This window comes from Marivivens donghaensis, from assembly GCF_030410045.1.
Classification (GTDB): domain Bacteria; phylum Pseudomonadota; class Alphaproteobacteria; order Rhodobacterales; family Rhodobacteraceae; genus Marivivens; species Marivivens donghaensis.
The window spans coordinates 200181-217865 of record NZ_JAUFRA010000002.1 but is presented as its reverse complement, the minus strand read 5'-3'; the positions used below and the strand labels follow the sequence as shown (position 1 = coordinate 217865).

The following is a 17685-nucleotide window of genomic DNA, read 5'->3' as shown; positions in this document are numbered from 1 at the left end:
GTATGCGCGGAAGTCACCAAAATATTTGGTGATTGCTGCGGTCAATGTGGTTTTACCGTGGTCAACGTGGCCAATCGTGCCGATGTTAACGTGCGGTTTGTTACGTTCAAACTTACCTTTAGCCATCTGGTTGGCGCCTCGTGATTTCGGGGGCCTATCCACAGGCCCGTTTCAACATCGCGGGCGATGTATTGGCAAAAGGAACGGAAATCAAGAGTCAGTTGACGGGTTCTTGCGGAACTTCTGTCGGTGTTTCCAACGAAACCGTCCCCTCAATGATCGTCGGATCATCCTCAAGAACCTCCGGTACGCCACCGAATTTGTCAGCGTGCTCGCGCATGTATCGCTCAATAGCCCTTGCTGCGTTGAACGCGAGCCCGTCGATCTGTTCTTCGCGGGATCGTGTCAGGCCAGAGCCCAGAATTGGCGTGCAGCACGGCTCAAAGACCGTCATTTGAATCGGCTCTTCGTTCAATTTTGATTGGGTGGCGTCCTCGATGAAGGTCACGCCAATCACCAGAACGGATTTCGGCGAATAGATCAGCGGAATGCCGGGCATGGCAACGACGTAGCCCTGAACTCCGACAGCGACATGGAACCAAGCGTCGCCATCATACCGACCGAGGCGATTCTGGATCGCGCCTTCGACGGCTGCTTTCCATTCCTCATTTGTCACATCGCGGGAAAACGGCCCTTTGGTCGGGTCATTGGCTACGGTGATATTGTAACCCATTAGGAAATTGCCGATCGGCTCGGGAGCCTCCGTAAGGTCATCGCGCATCCGCCCGCAAGCGCTCACGAGAACGCACAGGGCGAGCAGGGACAGAACTTTGCGCATCAAATGACCTCCGAATGTTTCAACCTCGATCGGTAAAGTACGGGACAGCACCACACAAGCGTGTCCAGCCTTCACATTTAGGTAAAGCGGTTGTCACGCGGGAAGCCGCGCGGTGCCATTCGACCAGACCCCGCCCGTTTGCCGAGCCACTCGGCAAGATCAGGTTCGGTGCGGGTACGGCCTGCTGGATCGAGCCACGATAGCCCTTCGGCCAGCGTAAATGTCGTCGCATCCGACAAACCACCGTCTTTGTATTTCTGCAGTCGAACGCCTTTACCGCGGCCCATTTCAGGCAGTTCATCAATCGCAAAGACGAGAACCTTACGGTTTTCACCGACAACGGCGACGTGATCGCCCGCGACTGGCTTCACGACCTTCAGCACAACGCCGTCTTTGACGTTCAGCACTTGTTTACCTGCACGGGTCTGCGCGATCACATCGTCCTCTGCGACGACAAAACCATCACCATCCGACGAGGCAACAAGGAGCTTACGCCCTGCCTTAGCCGTAAAGATGTCGACGATTTCGGCTTCGTTGGGGAGATCGATAATCAGGCGAACAGGTTCGCCCATACCGCGACCACCAGGTAGGTTCGCGCCGAGAACAGTAAAGAAGCGGCCATTCGACCCAGCCACGATCAACTTATCGGTCGTCTCCGCATGGAATGCAAAACGCGCCTCATCACCGTCTTTGAACTTGAATTCGGAATCGAGGGCCTGATGCCCCTTCATCGCGCGGATCCAGCCCATTTTCGAACAAATCACCGTAATCGGTTCCCGTTCGATCATAGCTTCCATCGGCACGTCTTCGACCATTCCGGCTTCGGCAAAGGTCGTCAGACGCTGACCGCGTGGAGCGCTATTGCCGAACTGTTTGCGGGTTTCACGCAGTTGTTCGGAAATCTTCGCCCACTGTTTATCTTCGTCGCCCAACAGCTCGGCAAGCTCTTCGCGCTCTGCCAACAGCGCATCACGTTCGCGGACCAGTTCCATCTCTTCGAGACGGCGCAAGCTGCGCAGACGCATGTTGAGGATGGCTTCGGCCTGAACCTCAGTGAGTTCGCCGCTTTTAGACGGCAGAGGCGATACGTAGTCCTTTTCAGAGGTCGCACGCACTCGCTTGGTCGACCAATCCTCGCCCATCAAAGCGGCTTTGGGATCGTTGTCGTAACGAATAATGTCGATCACGCGATCAAGGTTGAGGAAGGCAATGATCAAGCCTTTCAACACCTCTAAACGGTGGTCGATTTTATCCATGCGGTGCTGACTACGACGCTGCAGAACGTCGCGACGGTGGTCGAGGAACGCCCGCAGGACTTCCTTCATCGAACACACCTTAGGCGTCAGCCCGTCGATCAGCACGTTCATGTTCATGCTAAACCGAACCTCTAGGTCCGAATTGCGGAACAGCATGCCCATCATCACTTCGGGATCGACGGTCTTTGCGCGCGGCTCGAGCACGATGCGAACGTCATCCGCGGATTCGTCACGCACATCAGCGAGCAGCGGCACCTTTTTGGTCTGAATGACCTCGGCCAGCTTTTCGATCAGCTTGGACTTCTGAACCTGATACGGGATTTCCGTGACAACGATTTGCCACATCCCACGACCTAGGTCCTCAATCTCGTACTTCGCACGCAGACGGATCGAGCCGCGGCCCGTGCGGTAGGATTCAGCGATGCTCTCACGGGTCTCAACGATCACGCCACCTGTCGGGAAATCTGGACCCGGAACGTAATTGAGCAGCGTTTCATCCCGCGCATCTGGCGCTTTGATCAGATGCAGACACGCGTCAATCAATTCGTGGATGTTGTGCGGCGGGATGTTCGTCGCCATACCAACCGCAATGCCCGACGACCCGTTTGCCAACAGGTTCGGGAACGCCGCAGGTAGAACAATCGGCTCTTCGAGCGTGCCGTCATAGTTCGGACGAAAATCGACAGCATTTTCATTCAAACCATCGAGCAGCGCTTCAGCAGCAGCGGTCATCCGCGCTTCGGTATATCGGCTCGCCGCTGGGTTATCGCCGTCGATGTTACCAAAGTTACCCTGACCATCCACGAGCGGGTAACGGACGTTAAAGTCCTGCGCCAAACGCGCCATCGCATCGTAAATCGCCATATCGCCGTGCGGGTGATAGTTCCCCATCACGTCACCGCTGATCTTAGCAGACTTACGGAAACCGCCTGTCGACGACAGTTTCAGTTCGCGCATCGCAAAAAGGATTCGGCGGTGAACAGGCTTTAGACCATCACGCGCATCGGGCAACGCACGGTGCATAATCGTGGACAGTGCGTATGTCAGGTACCGTTCACCAATTGCGCGGCGAAGGGTTTCCTTATGCTCGGTAAAGCCGATTTCGGTGTTGTCTGTGCTGTCGGTCATACATGTTGTCTAACGGCTGGTCTTTTCTGTTTCCAGCGCGATTTGCGCCAAAGTCATTTTCGACCATTTTACAACACTTTCAGAGACCGCTCATTCTCTGGTTTTCAATCGTGACGCTATGCGCGAAAAGTGATACACTAATCATGTTACGGTTGTGTTGGGGGATGTTTCCGTGCGTATTTTTTTGACTGCCAGTTTTCTATTTTTAGGTCTCGCGTTTTATGAATTGTCAGGCGGGGCCGATTTCGAAGCCGAAGTGCGGCCCGAACGTAGTCGCGCAGCGATTATTGACGTAACTCGCGATTCAGCTGATCTGCCAGACGGCTTTGCCTCTAGCACCGTTTTGGTGTCATTCGATCAGACCGAAGTGGCCGAGATTGCCGAGCCTACCCCAGTTCCAGAGGTTATCTTTGACGTCAAAACCGTCGCTGGCGCAGGGGTGAACATGCGGACCGGCCCGGGCACCAGCTATGGCATTTCGGCTAGGCTAGATCGCGGCACCGAGGTTGAGGTTCTCGAAACCCTCAGCAACGGTTGGGCACATTTGCGCGTTATCGAGACGGGGCGCGTTGGTTGGATGGCTGCACGCTTTCTTGATGCAAACGACACTTGAGATCGGCGCGACATCCAGCGACAAGTCGGTATGACAAAGAAAACCATTCTCATCACCGGCTGCTCTTCTGGAATTGGCTACGACGCGGCACATGGCCTTCGTGAAGCGGGCTGGCGTGTATTTGCAAGCTGCCGCAAGGCCGAAGACTGTGAACGTCTCAAAGCGCAAGGCTTTGACGCGCCGCAGATCGACCTTGCCGATCCAGAATCGATCCGCAGAGGTCTAGCCGAAGTTCTCGCCACGACAGGTGGCACACTGGACGCGCTTTACAACAACGCTGCCTTTGCTTGTCCTGGCGCCGTTGAGGATCTGCCCGCCGGTGCATTGCGTGAAATTTTCGAAACGAACCTTTTTGGCACCCATGACCTAACCCGCGAAGTGATCAAGGTCATGCGCGCCCAAGGCCACGGACGCATCATCAACTGTTCTTCGGTACTCGGCCTCGTCGGACTTAGCTGGCGAGGTGCCTACGTCTCGACCAAATTCGCGTTGGAAGGATTAACCGACGTGCTGCGCATCGAAATGCGCGACACGCCGATCAAAGTCATCCTGATCGAACCCGGTCCGATCACGTCCAAGATCAGAGAAAATGCCATTCCGCATTTCGAAAAATGGATTGATACAGCAAACTCTGCACGCGCAGCCCAGTACGAAACGCTAAAGTCGCGCCTCTATGAGGACACTGGTCCCGACAACTTCGAATTGCCCGCTTCAGCCGTAACGCAAAAAATCTTGCATGCGCTGACCGCAGCCAACCCAAAGCCGCGCTATTACGTCACAACACCGACCTATCTTATGGGGTCTCTCAGACGGTTACTGCCCACGCGCCTTCTGGATTGGGTGATCGCAAAAGGCTGAAACCCTTTTCTTTCCAACCTTGCGTGATACATCGGTATCAAATCACAGAGGGAGCCCGTTATGTTCAACGAGCCATTTAAATTCATCGTCCTGATTGCGGTTGTGGCCGTAGCCCTCATTTTGATGTGGGGCCTCGGGACCTTTGGCGTTGGCAAAGCGGACTCTGGCAAGCAATCGAACAAGATCATGCGATATCGCATCTACGCGCAGGCCGTTGCGGTCGCTTTGATTGCTGCAATTTTTTACCTGCGCAAATAACAGGGGTTCAGAATGGTCGTTCTCAACAAAATCTACACTAAAACTGGCGATGCGGGTGAAACTGCTCTCGGTAACGGTAGCCGCGTGGCCAAACACTCTGCCCGCGTTACGGCCTACGGAACTGTGGATGAATTGAATGCGACCGTGGGTATGGCCCGCCTGCATGCAAGCGCCGAGATCGCGGCGCAGCTTTCAGCAATCCAGAACGACCTGTTTGACCTTGGTGCAGACCTGTGCCGCCCTGACATGGAAAAAGACGCAGACGCGCCCTACCCTGTGTTGCGCATGGTCGAGAGCCAAGTTGATCGCCTTGAGGCCGAGATTGACGCCATGAACGCGCAACTCGAACCGCTCCGCAGCTTTATTCTGCCAGGTGGATCGGCCCTGTCGGCCCATTTGCACCTGTGCCGCACCGTTGCCCGCCGCGCTGAACGTCTTTCGGTCGAATTGGCCAGCATGGAATCCGTCAATGATATTGGCGTGAAATACTTGAACCGTCTGTCTGACTGGTTCTTTGTTGCCGCTCGCATGGCCAATGACGCGGGCAAATCCGACGTTCTTTGGGTGCCTGGCGCGAACCGTTGATCGCCTGATTCCAGCAGAATCAGTCGCCCAGCCAAACTCTACGACCAATTGCTAATGCCGCGGCGCAACATAGTTGCGTCGCTAACAGTCCTATTATCATGAGCTATACGCATTGAACCGATGCAAAACGTGGCGTCTTAGCGTCTTGCCGCGTCGATTTTGCACTGTTTTCCATGTTCTGCGCTTGCTAACAACCTACCGAGAGTGTCCCTTGAGTGGCACATTTAAAAGGGAGATTACCGCCGATGAAGGTCCTCGTGCCTGTTAAGCGCGTGATTGACTACAACGTGAAAGTTCGCGTGAAAGCGGACGGCACGGGAGTTGATCTTGCGAACGTAAAAATGTCGATGAACCCGTTCGACGAGATTGCTGTTGAAGAAGCGATCCGTCTGAAAGAAGCAGGCAAAGCTGACGAGATCGTCGTTGTTTCGATCGGCGTGAAGCAAGCGCAGGAAACTCTGCGGACTGCTCTGGCGATGGGTGCTGACCGCGCAATTCTTGTGACCGCTGCGGACGACGTTCACACGGACATCGAACCTCTCGCTGTTGCGAAGATCCTCGCCGCTGTTGCGAAAGAGGAAAATCCGGGCCTGATCATCGCGGGCAAACAAGCGATCGACAACGACATGAACGCAACTGGCCAGATGTTGGCAGCGCTCTTGGGTTGGTCGCAGGCGACCTTTGCGTCGGAAGTTGCTGTTGATGGCGACACCGCAACGGTTACCCGCGAAGTCGACGGTGGTCTGCAGACCGTTAAGGTTAAAATGCCTGCCGTTATCACCGCTGACCTTCGCCTGAACGAACCGCGTTATGCGTCGCTGCCGAACATCATGAAGGCGAAGAAAAAGCCTCTCGATGAGAAAACCGCAGCAGACTACGGCGTAGACGTGTCTCCGCGCCTGACCGTTGTCAAAACCTCCGAGCCGCCGGTTCGTCAGGCTGGCATCAAGGTTGGTTCGGTTGACGAACTGGTATCGAAACTCAAAGAAGCGGGGGCACTCTAATGGCTGTTCTTCTTCTCGCAGACGTTGCGAACGGCCAACTGGCCAAAGACGCAGTATCCAAGACCGTTTCCGCGGTTGCGGCGCTGGGTGATGTGCATGTTCTCGTTGCTGGCGAAGGCGGTGACGCTGCTGCTGCCGAGGCTGCGACTATTGCAGGCGTGGCAAAGGTTATCTTTGCTGGCGATCACGGTTTTTGCCACCTGCTGGCCGAACCGACCGCTGACCTGATCGTGTCGATGGCTGGCGCATACTGCCACATCGCAGCGCCTTCGGCGTCGGATGCGAAAAACATCCTGCCGCGCGTTGCAGCCCTGCTCGACGTGATGATCCTGTCGGACGTGACCGCTATTGTTGACGGCGACACATTCGAACGCCCGATCTACGCAGGCAACGCGATTCAGACCGTGAAATCGGCTGACAGCGTGAAGGTCATGACCATCCGCACCACCTCGTTCGAGGCAGCGGCTGATGGCAACTCCGCACCTGTTGAAGCACTGGGCACTGCGGCCTCCACCGGCCTGTCGGAATGGGTTGAAGACAAAGTTGCAGCAAGCGACCGTCCGGAACTCACCTCGGCTAAGATCGTCGTATCGGGCGGCCGCGGCGTTGGCTCCGAAGAGGACTTCAAAATCATCGAAGCTCTCGCAGACAAACTGGGCGCAGCTGTTGGCGCATCGCGCGCAGCGGTTGACTCTGGCTTTGCACCGAACGACTGGCAGGTTGGTCAGACTGGTAAAGTTGTGGCTCCTGAAGTTTACATCGCTTGCGGTATCTCGGGTGCGATCCAGCACCTTGCTGGTATGAAGGACTCGAAGATCATCGTCGCGATCAACAAAGACGAAGAAGCCCCGATCTTCCAAGTCGCAGACTTCGGCCTCGTCGCCGACCTCTTCGACGCCGTGCCAGAACTGACTGGGAAAGTCTGATCCTTCGGGACAAATGACGTAAGAACAGAACCCGCGCTTTTAGCGCGGGTTTTTTCATGGCCGATTGATCAACGGAACAATCTTCTGAGCCGCAATCGCATGGGCCCTGACAGGAAGACGTTCAGCAGCGGCGGGCATCTCACCATCAGGCACAATCAGCCCAGCGCATCCGTCGGGAACCATGGGTTCAACCTCAACAATCCCTTTCACCAGCGGCCTCAACATTTGCACCATCGATCGCGTGATAAACATCGGGTCGCCGCGAAACGGGTCTGATCGCTGATACCAAGGGGTATTCGTGAGCGGCCGATCCGACCACCAGAGCAGCACCACACGCCGCCCGACCGTCGTCAACATTGTCCGCATCCGCGACAACCACGCCAATTCGAGCTCCGCTTGAATCGTTGCAAACCGTTTCGGTGATCGCAGGAACAGCGCGGACAGCATATGCCGCGTAAAACTATACTCGGTGAAATCGATATCAGGATAAAGCGCGCGCAACACGGTCGACGCCTCAATGAGGCGATCATTCCTGCGGGGGTGAACGCGGTAAAATCTGTTCGATAGGTTTTGAGCACCTGTAATTTGGATCACGGAAAGCTCAGCACGACGGCATAGCTCCATCATCGTGGGATCATTCAACTGAACGTCCACTGAACCGTTCGGAACCCCTAAGTTAACACAACTGCGCTTTGTTTCACGCTCGACCAAAACTGGAAGCGGCCTCTCGACATACTTCCCAAAGACATCCGTGCCGCCCACAAAAGTGATATACGGCTTGTCCGTCGGTCGCTTGGGCCCGCGAAACAGTAATCGCGACCCACCATACCTACACACAGCATAATCGAGGCCCGCTGCCTCCAGTTTTTCATGTCTCATGGCTCCCACCAGTTTTCACTCACCACTGCTGAGAGTCGGCCCCAAACCTTGCCAAATGGATAAACTTGGGAATTAGAACAATGTTTAAGGAAACTGCCGCCTTGAACGTTTGCCCATTGCGGACATATGGTTCCCCAGAACAGATCAGAGGGCAAAGCCATGGCGATTAACAAAGTAGGCGTTGTCGGCGCAGGACAGATGGGCAACGGCATTGCTCACGTGTTTGCGTTGGCCGGATACGATGTGATGATGACTGACATCAGCGCGGACGCCTTGGCCGCCGCCGTCGCATTGATCGACAAGAATATCACGCGCCAAGTGTCCAAAGGTGTCGTCACCGAGGAAGACAAAGCCGCTGCGATGGGCCGTATTTCGACGACGCAAACGCTTACCGATCTTGGACCTTGCGATCTGATCATCGAGGCCGCAACCGAACGCGAAACGGTCAAGCAGGCGATTTTCGACGAACTGCTCCCTCATATCACGCCGACAACGATCCTCGCATCAAACACGTCGTCCATTTCGATCACGCGCCTCGCCAGCCGCACGGATCGACCCGAAAAATTCATCGGTTTCCACTTTATGAACCCAGTGCCCGTGATGCAGCTGGTTGAATTGATCCGTGGCATCGCAACCGATGACGAGACGTACCAACAATGTCAGGAAGTCGTTGAAAAACTCGGCAAAACCTCCGCAACGTCCGAAGATTTCCCTGCTTTCATCGTGAACCGCATCCTGATGCCGATGATCAACGAAGCCGTCTATTCCCTTTACGAAGGCGTCGGCAACGTGTCCTCCATCGACACATCGATGAAACTGGGCGCCAACCACCCGATGGGCCCACTGGAGCTCGCCGATTTCATTGGCCTCGACACTTGTCTGGCGATCATGAACGTTCTGCACGAAGGCCTCGCGGACACGAAATACCGCCCTTGCCCATTGCTGACCAAATACGTTGAAGCGGGTTGGCTGGGTCGCAAAACCAAGCGTGGTTTCTACGATTATCGCGGCGATAAGCCCGTTCCAACCCGTTAATCACATGCGTTCGATCCCGCTATGATCGAATGGCAGGACGAAGGCGCTCTTCTTGCTTCGCGCGTGCATGGCGAGACCTCGATGATTATCGAGGTTTTTACGCCGTCCAGAGGGCGTCACGCGGGCGTAGTGCGTGGAGGTGCAAGCCGCAAAATGGCGGCAACGCTTCAGCCCGGCTCGCAGGTTTCAGTGACATGGAAAGCCCGCCTCGACGATCACCTCGGTAGTTTTACGATTGAGCCACTGCGCAGTCGGTCGGCGCAGGTAATGTCAGACAGACTTGCCCTCAGCGGACTTGGGGCGGTTTGCGCCCTACTATGCCAATCCTTACCAGAGCGTGAGAAACATGAACCGCTCTATAACCGGACTGTGCAACTTCTTGATCTACTAGGTCAGAACGACGTTTGGCCGCTCGCTTACCTGCATTGGGAAATGTCACTCCTCGATGAGCTCGGCTACGGATTAGACCTTTCCGCATGCGCTGTGAGAGGCGTGAACGAGGACCTTTCCTATATTTCACCCAAATCTGGCCGAGCGGTAAGTAAAGAGGGCGCTGGGGAATGGGCGAACCGATTATTGCCCTTGGTGCCTGTGATGAAGGGCGAAGGCGATGCATCTGGCGGGGAAATCGCGCGCGCCCTCGGAACGACCGGATATTTCATCGAAAATCGGCTATTCGGAACGCAAACGAGCCGCGAAGTTCCCGCGGCTCGTCAGAGATTGATCGACGCGATAGCGCGTCTTGATTAGCCCAAGATACGGCGTGCGATAACCTGCGCCTGAATTTCGGCAGCACCTTCAAAGATGTTCAGGATGCGAGCATCACAAAGGATACGGCTGATCTTGTACTCCAGAGCAAAGCCGTTGCCGCCGTGGATTTGTAGACCGTTATCCGCACATGCCCATGCAATACGCGCACCGAGAAGCTTTGCCATACCAGCTTCGAGGTCACAGCGACGATCCGCGTCTTTCTCGCGAGCCGAGAAGTAGGTCAACTGACGCGCGATCATGATTTCAACGGCCATCATCGCAAGTTTGCCCGACACACGCGGGAAGTTGATCAGCGATTTGCCGAACTGTTTGCGGTCAATCGCATACTGCATCGCCACATCCAAAGCAGACTGCGCAACACCGATCGCACGCGCGGCAGTTTGGATACGCGCCGATTCAAACGTCTGCATCAACTGTTTAAAACCATTACCCTCTTCACCGCCGAGAAGGTTTTCTCCCTTAACTTTGAAGTTATCAAAGCCAAGCTCGTATTCCTTCATCCCGCGATAACCGAGAACCTCGATCTCACCGCCCGTCATGCCTTCGGTTGGGAACGGATGTTCGTCAGTTCCCGGTGTCTTTTCAGCGAGGAACATGGACAGACCTTTGTAGTCCGTCGTGTTCGGATCGGTGCGGGCCAACAGGGTCATCACATGCGTACGAGCCGCGTGGGTGATCCATGTCTTGTTGCCCGTGATGCGGTAATCACCGTTTTCGTCTTTCACAGCACGGGTGCGGAGAGAACCAAGGTCAGAGCCCGTGTTAGGCTCAGTGAATACCGCAGTCGGAAGAATCTCAGCAGACGCAAGTTTAGGCAGCCAGTTTTCCTTCTGCTCTTGCGTACCACCCGCAAGGATCAGCTCTGCCGCGATTTCGGAACGAGTGCCGAGCGAACCGACACCAATGTAACCACGGGACAGTTCTTCGGAGACAACGCACATGGACGCCTTGGACAGGCCAAAACCGCCGAACTCTTCGGGGATGGTGAGACCAAAGACACCCATTTCCGCGAGTTCTTCGATGATCTCCATCGGGATTAATTCGTCCTTGAGGTGCCATTCGTGGGCGAACGGCTCCACTTTTTCCAACGCGTAACGGCGGAACTGGTCGCGGATCATCTCCAGTTCTTCATCCAGACCGGATGCACCAAACATGGTCGAACCCGCTTGATCCTGCATGATCTCGACCAAGCGGGAGCGAGCCGCTTGCGAGTTCCCAGCACAAACGAGTGTAACGACCTCTGGCTGGGCAAGCGTATCCGCAACACCGAGTTCAGAGAGGCGCAGAATTTCGCCCTGCGACATTGGGATGCCGCCTTTGAGCTGCGCGAGGTATTCGCCAAATGCGATCTGCAGGATGATCTGTTCGACTTCGCCGAATTTGCCCTCGGCATTCAAACGATCAGCCCAGCCGTGCATTTCTTTCAGTGCTTCGACATAGGTCGCCAACCACGCGAGGCCATGCGCAACCGACTGATGTTCTTCGACCAAACCGCCCGACACGCGACCATCAACGCTCACCTTGGATCGCACTGTGTCTTTGGCCGTCGAAAGAAGTTCTTCGAGAGGTGCAAGCGCTGCACCAGTTAGACCCAAAAGGTTCTCAAGAATGGGCGAGGTTGTCATAACGATATCCTGTCCGTCGTGGGGCATGTCGCGCTCCTTATTGTGCTAGTGCAGAGATAAACTCTTCGCAACTGCAGCGCAACTTAATTTCGTTTAGACAAAAGTCAAAGAACATAAATGTCGCGCTGGATTTTTCGTGCGAAGCGAACAACTTAGCGATATGCACCTAGCCTATGGATAGTATTTTTTCCCTGATTTCGCCCGAACTTCTGGTCTTTGCCTTCGCTGTGACGCTCGTTGCGGGCGTCGTTAAGGGGGCTATCGGATTCGCGATGCCGCTCATTATGATCTCGGGAATGGGCATTCTCATTGACCCGAAAGTCGTGGTGGCGGGGATCATTCTGCCTATCGTGATGTCCAATATTTTGCAGATCGCGAAGGCGGGTTGGGCAGAGGCAAGAGACGCGCTGCGCGAGTATGGCCTGTACGTTCTGATCGTCTGCGTGATGATCCTAATCACCTCGCAATTCGTGGCCTATGTTTCGCCTGACGCGATGCTCTTGGGCCTTGGTATCGTTGTCACCGTACTGTGCATCATTCAGATTTCAGGAGTTAAGCTGCATATAAAGCCCGAGCATCGCCGAAGCGCGTCCATCGTTGCTGGTTTCTTATCAGGCGCGCTTGGTGGTTTCGCGGGCACCTGGGGCCCAACGACAGTTCTTTATCTGGTTGCCGTCAATACACCCAAGGCAAGGCAATTCGTGGTTCAAGGCGTGGTGTACGGATCTGGCGCTTTCATGCTTCTAGCTGGGCACCTCAAGTCTGGAATTCTCAACATGAATACACTGCCGTTTTCCGCGATCCTGCTCTTGCCCGCGTTCGCAGGTATGTGGATCGGGTTCCATATCCATGATCGCATTGATCAGGCCTTGTTCCGCAAGGCGACCCTATGGGTGCTGCTCATAGCAGGTGTAAACCTAATCCGTCGCGGCTGGATGGGGTGACTAGGACAGAAGTCCCTCACCCGAGCAAAGCGCATCAATTGTCAGCCCAGCCGGCGGCGGCACGACATCGAATTCAGCGATGAAATGCGTCTGGCCGCCCTGCTCGACAGAGAATGACCATGTCCCGACCAGCAACTCATACGGAAAATCAAAGCGGTACATACTCAGCGAATAGGTCTGATCGTTAAAGTTCGGATACCAACGCTGTTCTGTCACGCCCTCTGCCCCCATCGGCGGATGACGCACGACAATCTCAGCACCAGGGAGCGTGACGCCTTCGGCCAGACGAAGCTGCACCCCAAACCCAAGGTCAGGAATAGCTGGAACAGTCGTTGTATGCGCAATGACCTGCGGTTCGCCGCTGATGGTATCAATGACACCATTTTCGGTATTTGGCGCAGGTTCGCTGCCCGTAATCTCGTAAGGGCAATGCAACCCAATGTCCCCAACAACGATGGTGGGCTTTGACCGATACCCTTCGGCAAAGGCAACGGCAGGCATACAGAACAAAGCAACAAGGGGCACATATTTCATCATGGCTGCATGGTGCCCTTTCATTGGGCGAAGTCAATAAAAAGGGCCGGACAGTTTCCCGTCTGGCCCCTCAATTTTCTGCGACGTGGCATTAGCCGATTGCAGCTGCCTTAACGTCCTCATCGATGTAAGGAACATACTGAGCAAAGTTCTCAGCGAACATTTCGACCAGTTTGTGAGCTTGCGCATCAAACGCAGCCTTGTCGCCCCAAGTCGCGCGCGGATCGAGAAGCTTCGCGTCGACGCCTTCAACAGTGACAGGCACGTCAAAGCCAAAGTTCGGATCTTTACGGAAGGTTGCTTCGTTCAGCGAACCGTCCAGCGCAGCGGTGAGCAGAGCGCGGGTTGCTTTGATCGGCATACGGCTACCTGTGCCGAATGCACCACCAGTCCAGCCAGTGTTCACCAACCAGCAGGTCGCGCCATAGGATGCGATTTTTTCTTGCAGTAGCTTACCGTAGACTTCCGGACGACGCGGCATGAACGGCGCACCGAAGCAAGTCGAGAAGGTCGGGATCGGTTCGGTCACGCCAATCTCGGTGCCTGGGGTTTTCGACGTGAAGCCCGACAGGAAGTGGTACATCGCCTGAGCAGGTGTCAGACGCGCGATCGGTGGAAGAACACCATATGCATCACAGGTCAGCATGATGATGTTTTTCGGGTGACCGCCCAGCGCAGTATCAGATGCGTTGGAAATGTAGTGCAGCGGGTAAGCGCAGCGCATGTTGTCGGTGATCGAGTTGTCTTGGAAATCAAGAACCTTGGTCTCGTCGTCGTAGACCATGTTTTCGATGACGGTGCCGAACATCGAACAGGTCGCGTAGATTTCTGGCTCAGCTTCTGCCGACAGATTGATCGTTTTTGCGTAGCAACCGCCTTCGAAGTTGAAGGTGCCACGATCGGACCAGCCATGCTCATCGTCGCCGATCAGAACGCGATCAGGGTCAGCCGACAGGGTCGTTTTACCAGTGCCCGACAGACCAAAGAAGATCGCAGTATCCACTGGGTTGCCAATCGCGTGGTTGGCAGAGCAGTGCATCGGCATGATGCCTTTTTCAGGCAGCAGGTAGTTTAAAAGAGTAAAGACCGACTTCTTGTTCTCACCTGCGTATTCAGTGCCACCGATAAGGATCATCTTCTTGTCGAAGTTCAACGAGATAACGGTCTCGGTGCGGCAGCCGTGCTTTTCAGGGTTCGCCTTGAAGGTCGGGCAGTTGATGATGGTCCATTCAGGGGTGAAGTTATCAAGCTCTTCACGCTCTGGACGGCGCAGCATGGTGCGGATGAACAGCGAATGCCATGCAAGCTCGGTCACCATACGAACGTCCAGACGATGCGCAGGATCGGCGCCACCGAAAAGGTCCTGAACAAAGTAGTTCTTGCCCTTCATGTGGTCTAGCATATCGGCGTAGAGAACGTCGAATTTGTCAGCTTCCATCGGAGCGTTGTTTTCCCACCAAATGGTGTCTTCTACAGACGCTGTGCGAACAACGAATTTGTCTTTTGGCGAGCGACCAGTGTGTTTACCAGTCGACACGAGAAGCGCGCCGCCGTTGCCAAGTGTGCTTTCACCTGCCTTCAACGACTGCTCAATCAGCGCCGGCTCCATCAGGTTATAATAGACATAGCCCAGTCCAGTGATGCCCTGATGTTCAAGCTTCATGGTTGGGTTGACCCGTCCGTGGTCCATTGTCTCTCTCTCCTGATTGCGGGCGATGCGCCCTAGATAGAGGTCCACATAGCACTATGATTTTTCATCAGAAAAGGCGGCTTTGTCGCAGTTAGCGCAATCATTTTCGTGTTAGCGCAACCATTTAGCGCGACCATAGTCGAGTGTGACCCGAAAGTCCTCGAACGGGTTTTTTTGGCACAATCATGTTGCCGCAAACATAGCCGAATTCAGTTTCTGATTGATTCGCTCAGCCAAAAAAGGGACAACAGTCGGAAAAAAGAGCAGTATAAAAAATCAGGCTGAAGAGGCGACACCCCATGCATCGTATTGCGTTGGTCGATGACGACCGGAATATTCTAACTTCTGTAGCAATGACTCTCGAAGCCGAAGGCTTTGAGGTCGAGACATATAATGACGGCCAGCAAGCGCTGGACGCTTTCAACAAAAAATTGCCCGACATGGCAGTGCTGGACATTAAAATGCCCCGCATGGACGGCATGGACCTTCTGCAGCGTCTCCGCCAGAAAACTACGATGCCGGTGATTTTCCTCACCTCCAAAGATGACGAAATCGACGAGGTATTGGGGCTTCGCATGGGCGCTGACGACTACGTCAAAAAGCCCTTCAGCCAGCGTCTTTTGGTCGAACGCATCCGAACCCTTCTGCGCCGTCAGGATGCCATGAACGGCATCACGCCCGAAGAGGTCGACGAAAGCAACAAGGTGATGGAACGTGGCCCACTGACCATGGACCCCCTGCGGCACGCCGTAAAATGGAAAGGTCGCGATGTATCGCTGACCGTTACCGAATTTCTGTTGCTGCAAGCACTGGCCCAGCGCCCCGGCTTTGTTAAGTCGCGTGACCAGTTGATGGACGTTGCTTACGACGATCAAGTCTACGTCGACGACCGGACTATCGACAGCCACATCAAACGCCTGCGCAAGAAAATGCGCCAAGTGGACGACGAATTTGGTGCGATCGAGACCCTCTACGGCATCGGCTACCGCTACAACGAAGAATAAGACATGAACTCGTCTCCCAAAATTGACGTTCGTGATCTCCGCTCGGTTCGAAAGGCCGCAGCGGACACGGATGTCTATTTGGGGGATGAATATGTTTCGCCAGAAACAACGCTCGACCGAGAGATTTTGGACAGGCGGCGCCGTCGTGGCGTGATAACCCTGAACCGATCGCCGCTCGCCCGCAAAATTATAACGTTTAACCTGCTGGCTATTATGGTGCTGGTCAGTGGTGTGCTTTGGATGAACCCGTCCCGCGACAACCTCGCGTTTCAGCGGGCGAACGGGCTGGTCAACGAGGCCGAACTCATCGCTGATGTGTTCGAAGCTCAGCTCCCCGATGCGGCACCCGTTAACCTACTGACAGGTGACGGTATCGACGCGACCGCGACCTTGCAGGGCTTGGACCTTCGCGGCGGTGTCAAGGTCTATATTTTTGATCCGTCAGAAACCTTGATCGTGACGGCGACCGCCCCGATGGGCCCCGATGTGACGGGCCTCAACACCCAAGGTGGCGGCACCATCATCACCGACTTCCTCAACGGCGCGTGGGAGGGATTGGCGAGCCTCATTTCACCCCGTTCCGCTGAACAGACGGTTGTAGATCCCGAAGTCGCAGCGCAGACTTCAGTCGCGGATGCGCTTGCCAATGGCACACGCGTGCATTCCGAATACGATAGCGCCGGCCGCACGGTGTTTCGCGTAAGCACGCCAATCCTTCAGGGCGAAACCCCCGTGGGAGTCGTCGTTCTGCAAGGCGCCGCTGGCGAACTCGACATCTTGGTCCGTCGTGAACGTGAGCAGGTTCTGCAGATGTTTGTGATCGGCATCTTGGTGTCCATCGGCCTTTCGCTCATTCTTGCCTCCACAATTGCGAACCCGCTGTCAGACCTTGCCGCGGCGGCAGAGGCTGGACGTGACCGCAACGCACGCAAAATGTCCCCCGGCAGGGTCCGCATCCCCGACCTGACCGCCCGTCCTGATGAAATTGGTCGCCTGTCGGGCGCACTTCGCGGCATGGTCGCGGCCCTCTACGATCGGATTGAGGCCAACGAACAGTTCGCCGCCGACGTTGCGCACGAGATCAAGAACCCGCTTGCCTCGCTCCGTTCCGCCGTGGGCACGATGCGCGTTGCGAAACGCGACGATCAGCGGGAAAAACTGCTCGAAGTGATTGAGCACGACGTGATCCGCCTAGACCGTCTGGTGAGCGACATTTCCAACGCGTCGCGTCTGGATTCCGAACTCGTCAAAGAGGACGAAGAAGATTTTGATCTTCTTAAAATGCTCGGCAACCTTAATGAATTCTTGGGTGATCAGGCACGTGACAAAGGGATCGAATACCTCACCGATCTACCCAAAGAGTCAATCACTATCACTGGTCTCGAAGGCCGTTTGGCACAGGTCTTTGTGAACCTCATCACCAATGCGATTTCGTTCTGTGAAGATGGTGATGCGATCCGCGTATGGGCCCGAAAACGCGAAAACCGCGTTCTTGTGGTGGTCGAAGATACCGGCCCTGGCATCCCTGACGGCGCGTTGACCAAGATCTTTAAACGCTTCTACTCAGAACGCCCCGAAGGCCAATTCGGCAATAACTCTGGCCTCGGCCTCGCGATTTCGAAACAGATCGTCGAAGCACATGGCGGTGTGATCTGGGCCGAAAACATCCGCCCGACCGATGCAGATATCACCTCTGAGCCGCTCGGTGCGCGGTTCGTGGTTGGTCTTCCGGTTTAA

At 55.2% G+C, this 17685-nt stretch carries 18 protein-coding genes; 11 read left to right on the top strand and 7 right to left on the bottom strand.

From position 1 onward, the window contains the following. From QWY83_RS02880 to QWY83_RS02870, 3 genes are all read right to left on the bottom strand, one after another. Positions 1-126, bottom strand: a 126-nt coding sequence (locus tag QWY83_RS02880) for a GTP-binding protein (RefSeq protein ID WP_290245358.1), incomplete at its 3' end; no start/stop codon positions are given. Between the two features lie 91 nt (positions 127-217). After that, positions 218-838 (bottom strand): hypothetical protein, encoded by a 621-nt coding sequence (locus QWY83_RS02875; protein ID WP_249946065.1) that lies wholly within the window; start codon positions 836-838, stop codon positions 218-220. A gap of 77 nt (positions 839-915) precedes the next feature. Next, entirely contained in the window at positions 916-3222 is a 2307-nt protein-coding gene (locus tag QWY83_RS02870; RefSeq protein ID WP_249946066.1) for a DNA topoisomerase IV subunit A, read from the bottom strand. 172 nt (positions 3223-3394) lie between these two features. On the opposite strand from QWY83_RS02870, the gene QWY83_RS02865 reads away from it, so the two are divergent. The 6 genes from QWY83_RS02865 (at position 3395) to QWY83_RS02840 (ending at position 7466) form a co-directional block, all read left to right on the top strand. After that, positions 3395-3835, top strand: coding sequence for an SH3 domain-containing protein (locus tag QWY83_RS02865; protein WP_249946067.1), 441 nt, complete (start codon positions 3395-3397; stop codon positions 3833-3835). Between the two features lie 30 nt (positions 3836-3865). Next, on the top strand, positions 3866-4693 hold the full coding sequence (locus QWY83_RS02860; RefSeq protein WP_249946068.1) for an SDR family NAD(P)-dependent oxidoreductase: 828 nt from the start codon (positions 3866-3868) through the stop codon (positions 4691-4693). A gap of 60 nt (positions 4694-4753) precedes the next feature. After that, on the top strand, positions 4754-4951 hold the full coding sequence (locus tag QWY83_RS02855) for a twin transmembrane helix small protein (protein ID WP_067548148.1): 198 nt from the start codon (positions 4754-4756) through the stop codon (positions 4949-4951). A 12-nt stretch (positions 4952-4963) separates the two neighbouring features. Continuing rightward, positions 4964-5536 (top strand): cob(I)yrinic acid a,c-diamide adenosyltransferase, encoded by a 573-nt coding sequence (locus QWY83_RS02850; RefSeq protein ID WP_105234106.1) that lies wholly within the window; start codon positions 4964-4966, stop codon positions 5534-5536. Positions 5537-5781: 245 nt separating this feature from the next. Beyond that, a complete protein-coding gene (locus QWY83_RS02845; RefSeq protein ID WP_067548142.1) occupies positions 5782-6540 on the top strand; it encodes an electron transfer flavoprotein subunit beta/FixA family protein in 759 nt (252 codons plus the stop codon). Next, a complete protein-coding gene (locus QWY83_RS02840; protein WP_249946069.1) occupies positions 6540-7466 on the top strand; it encodes an electron transfer flavoprotein subunit alpha/FixB family protein in 927 nt (308 codons plus the stop codon). Before QWY83_RS02845 ends, QWY83_RS02840 begins: the two co-directional genes overlap by 1 nt. A 54-nt stretch (positions 7467-7520) precedes the next feature. Here QWY83_RS02840 and QWY83_RS02835 read toward each other — a convergent pair whose 3' ends face one another. Beyond that, positions 7521-8345 carry a DUF6473 family protein gene (locus QWY83_RS02835; protein ID WP_249946070.1) on the bottom strand — a complete coding sequence of 275 codons (825 nt, stop codon included), beginning with the start codon at positions 8343-8345 and terminating at the stop codon, positions 7521-7523. Positions 8346-8504: 159 nt separating this feature from the next. Here QWY83_RS02835 and QWY83_RS02830 point away from each other — a divergent pair, with 159 nt between their 5' ends. Further along, the gene (locus tag QWY83_RS02830; protein ID WP_249946071.1) at positions 8505-9380 is read left to right on the top strand and encodes a 3-hydroxybutyryl-CoA dehydrogenase; all 876 of its coding nucleotides are present in this window, start codon (positions 8505-8507) and stop codon (positions 9378-9380) included. 21 nt (positions 9381-9401) lie between these two features. Then, positions 9402-10130 carry a DNA repair protein RecO gene (recO, locus tag QWY83_RS02825; RefSeq protein ID WP_249946072.1) on the top strand — a complete coding sequence of 243 codons (729 nt, stop codon included), beginning with the start codon at positions 9402-9404 and terminating at the stop codon, positions 10128-10130. On the opposite strand, the gene QWY83_RS02820 is transcribed toward recO, so the two are convergent. Continuing rightward, on the bottom strand, positions 10127-11803 hold the full coding sequence (locus QWY83_RS02820) for an acyl-CoA dehydrogenase family protein (protein WP_249946073.1): 1677 nt from the start codon (positions 11801-11803) through the stop codon (positions 10127-10129). The two genes, recO and QWY83_RS02820, sit on opposite strands and share 4 nt — an antisense overlap. Before the next feature lie 146 nt (positions 11804-11949). On the opposite strand from QWY83_RS02820, the gene QWY83_RS02815 reads away from it, so the two are divergent. Continuing rightward, positions 11950-12720 carry a sulfite exporter TauE/SafE family protein gene (locus QWY83_RS02815; RefSeq protein WP_249946074.1) on the top strand — a complete coding sequence of 257 codons (771 nt, stop codon included), beginning with the start codon at positions 11950-11952 and terminating at the stop codon, positions 12718-12720. Here the strand turns inward: QWY83_RS02815 and QWY83_RS02810 are convergent, their stop codons facing one another. Both QWY83_RS02810 and QWY83_RS02805 read right to left on the bottom strand, forming a co-directional pair. Continuing rightward, positions 12721-13254 carry a DUF3859 domain-containing protein gene (locus tag QWY83_RS02810; RefSeq protein ID WP_290245333.1) on the bottom strand — a complete coding sequence of 178 codons (534 nt, stop codon included), beginning with the start codon at positions 13252-13254 and terminating at the stop codon, positions 12721-12723. Positions 13255-13345: 91 nt separating this feature from the next. Continuing rightward, on the bottom strand, positions 13346-14944 hold the full coding sequence (locus tag QWY83_RS02805; RefSeq protein ID WP_249946076.1) for a phosphoenolpyruvate carboxykinase: 1599 nt from the start codon (positions 14942-14944) through the stop codon (positions 13346-13348). 299 nt (positions 14945-15243) lie between these two features. Here QWY83_RS02805 and QWY83_RS02800 point away from each other — a divergent pair, with 299 nt between their 5' ends. After that, the gene (locus QWY83_RS02800; protein WP_105234097.1) at positions 15244-15948 is read left to right on the top strand and encodes a response regulator transcription factor; all 705 of its coding nucleotides are present in this window, start codon (positions 15244-15246) and stop codon (positions 15946-15948) included. 3 nt (positions 15949-15951) lie between these two features. Next, positions 15952-17685, top strand: coding sequence for a sensor histidine kinase (locus tag QWY83_RS02795; protein WP_249946077.1), 1734 nt, complete (start codon positions 15952-15954; stop codon positions 17683-17685).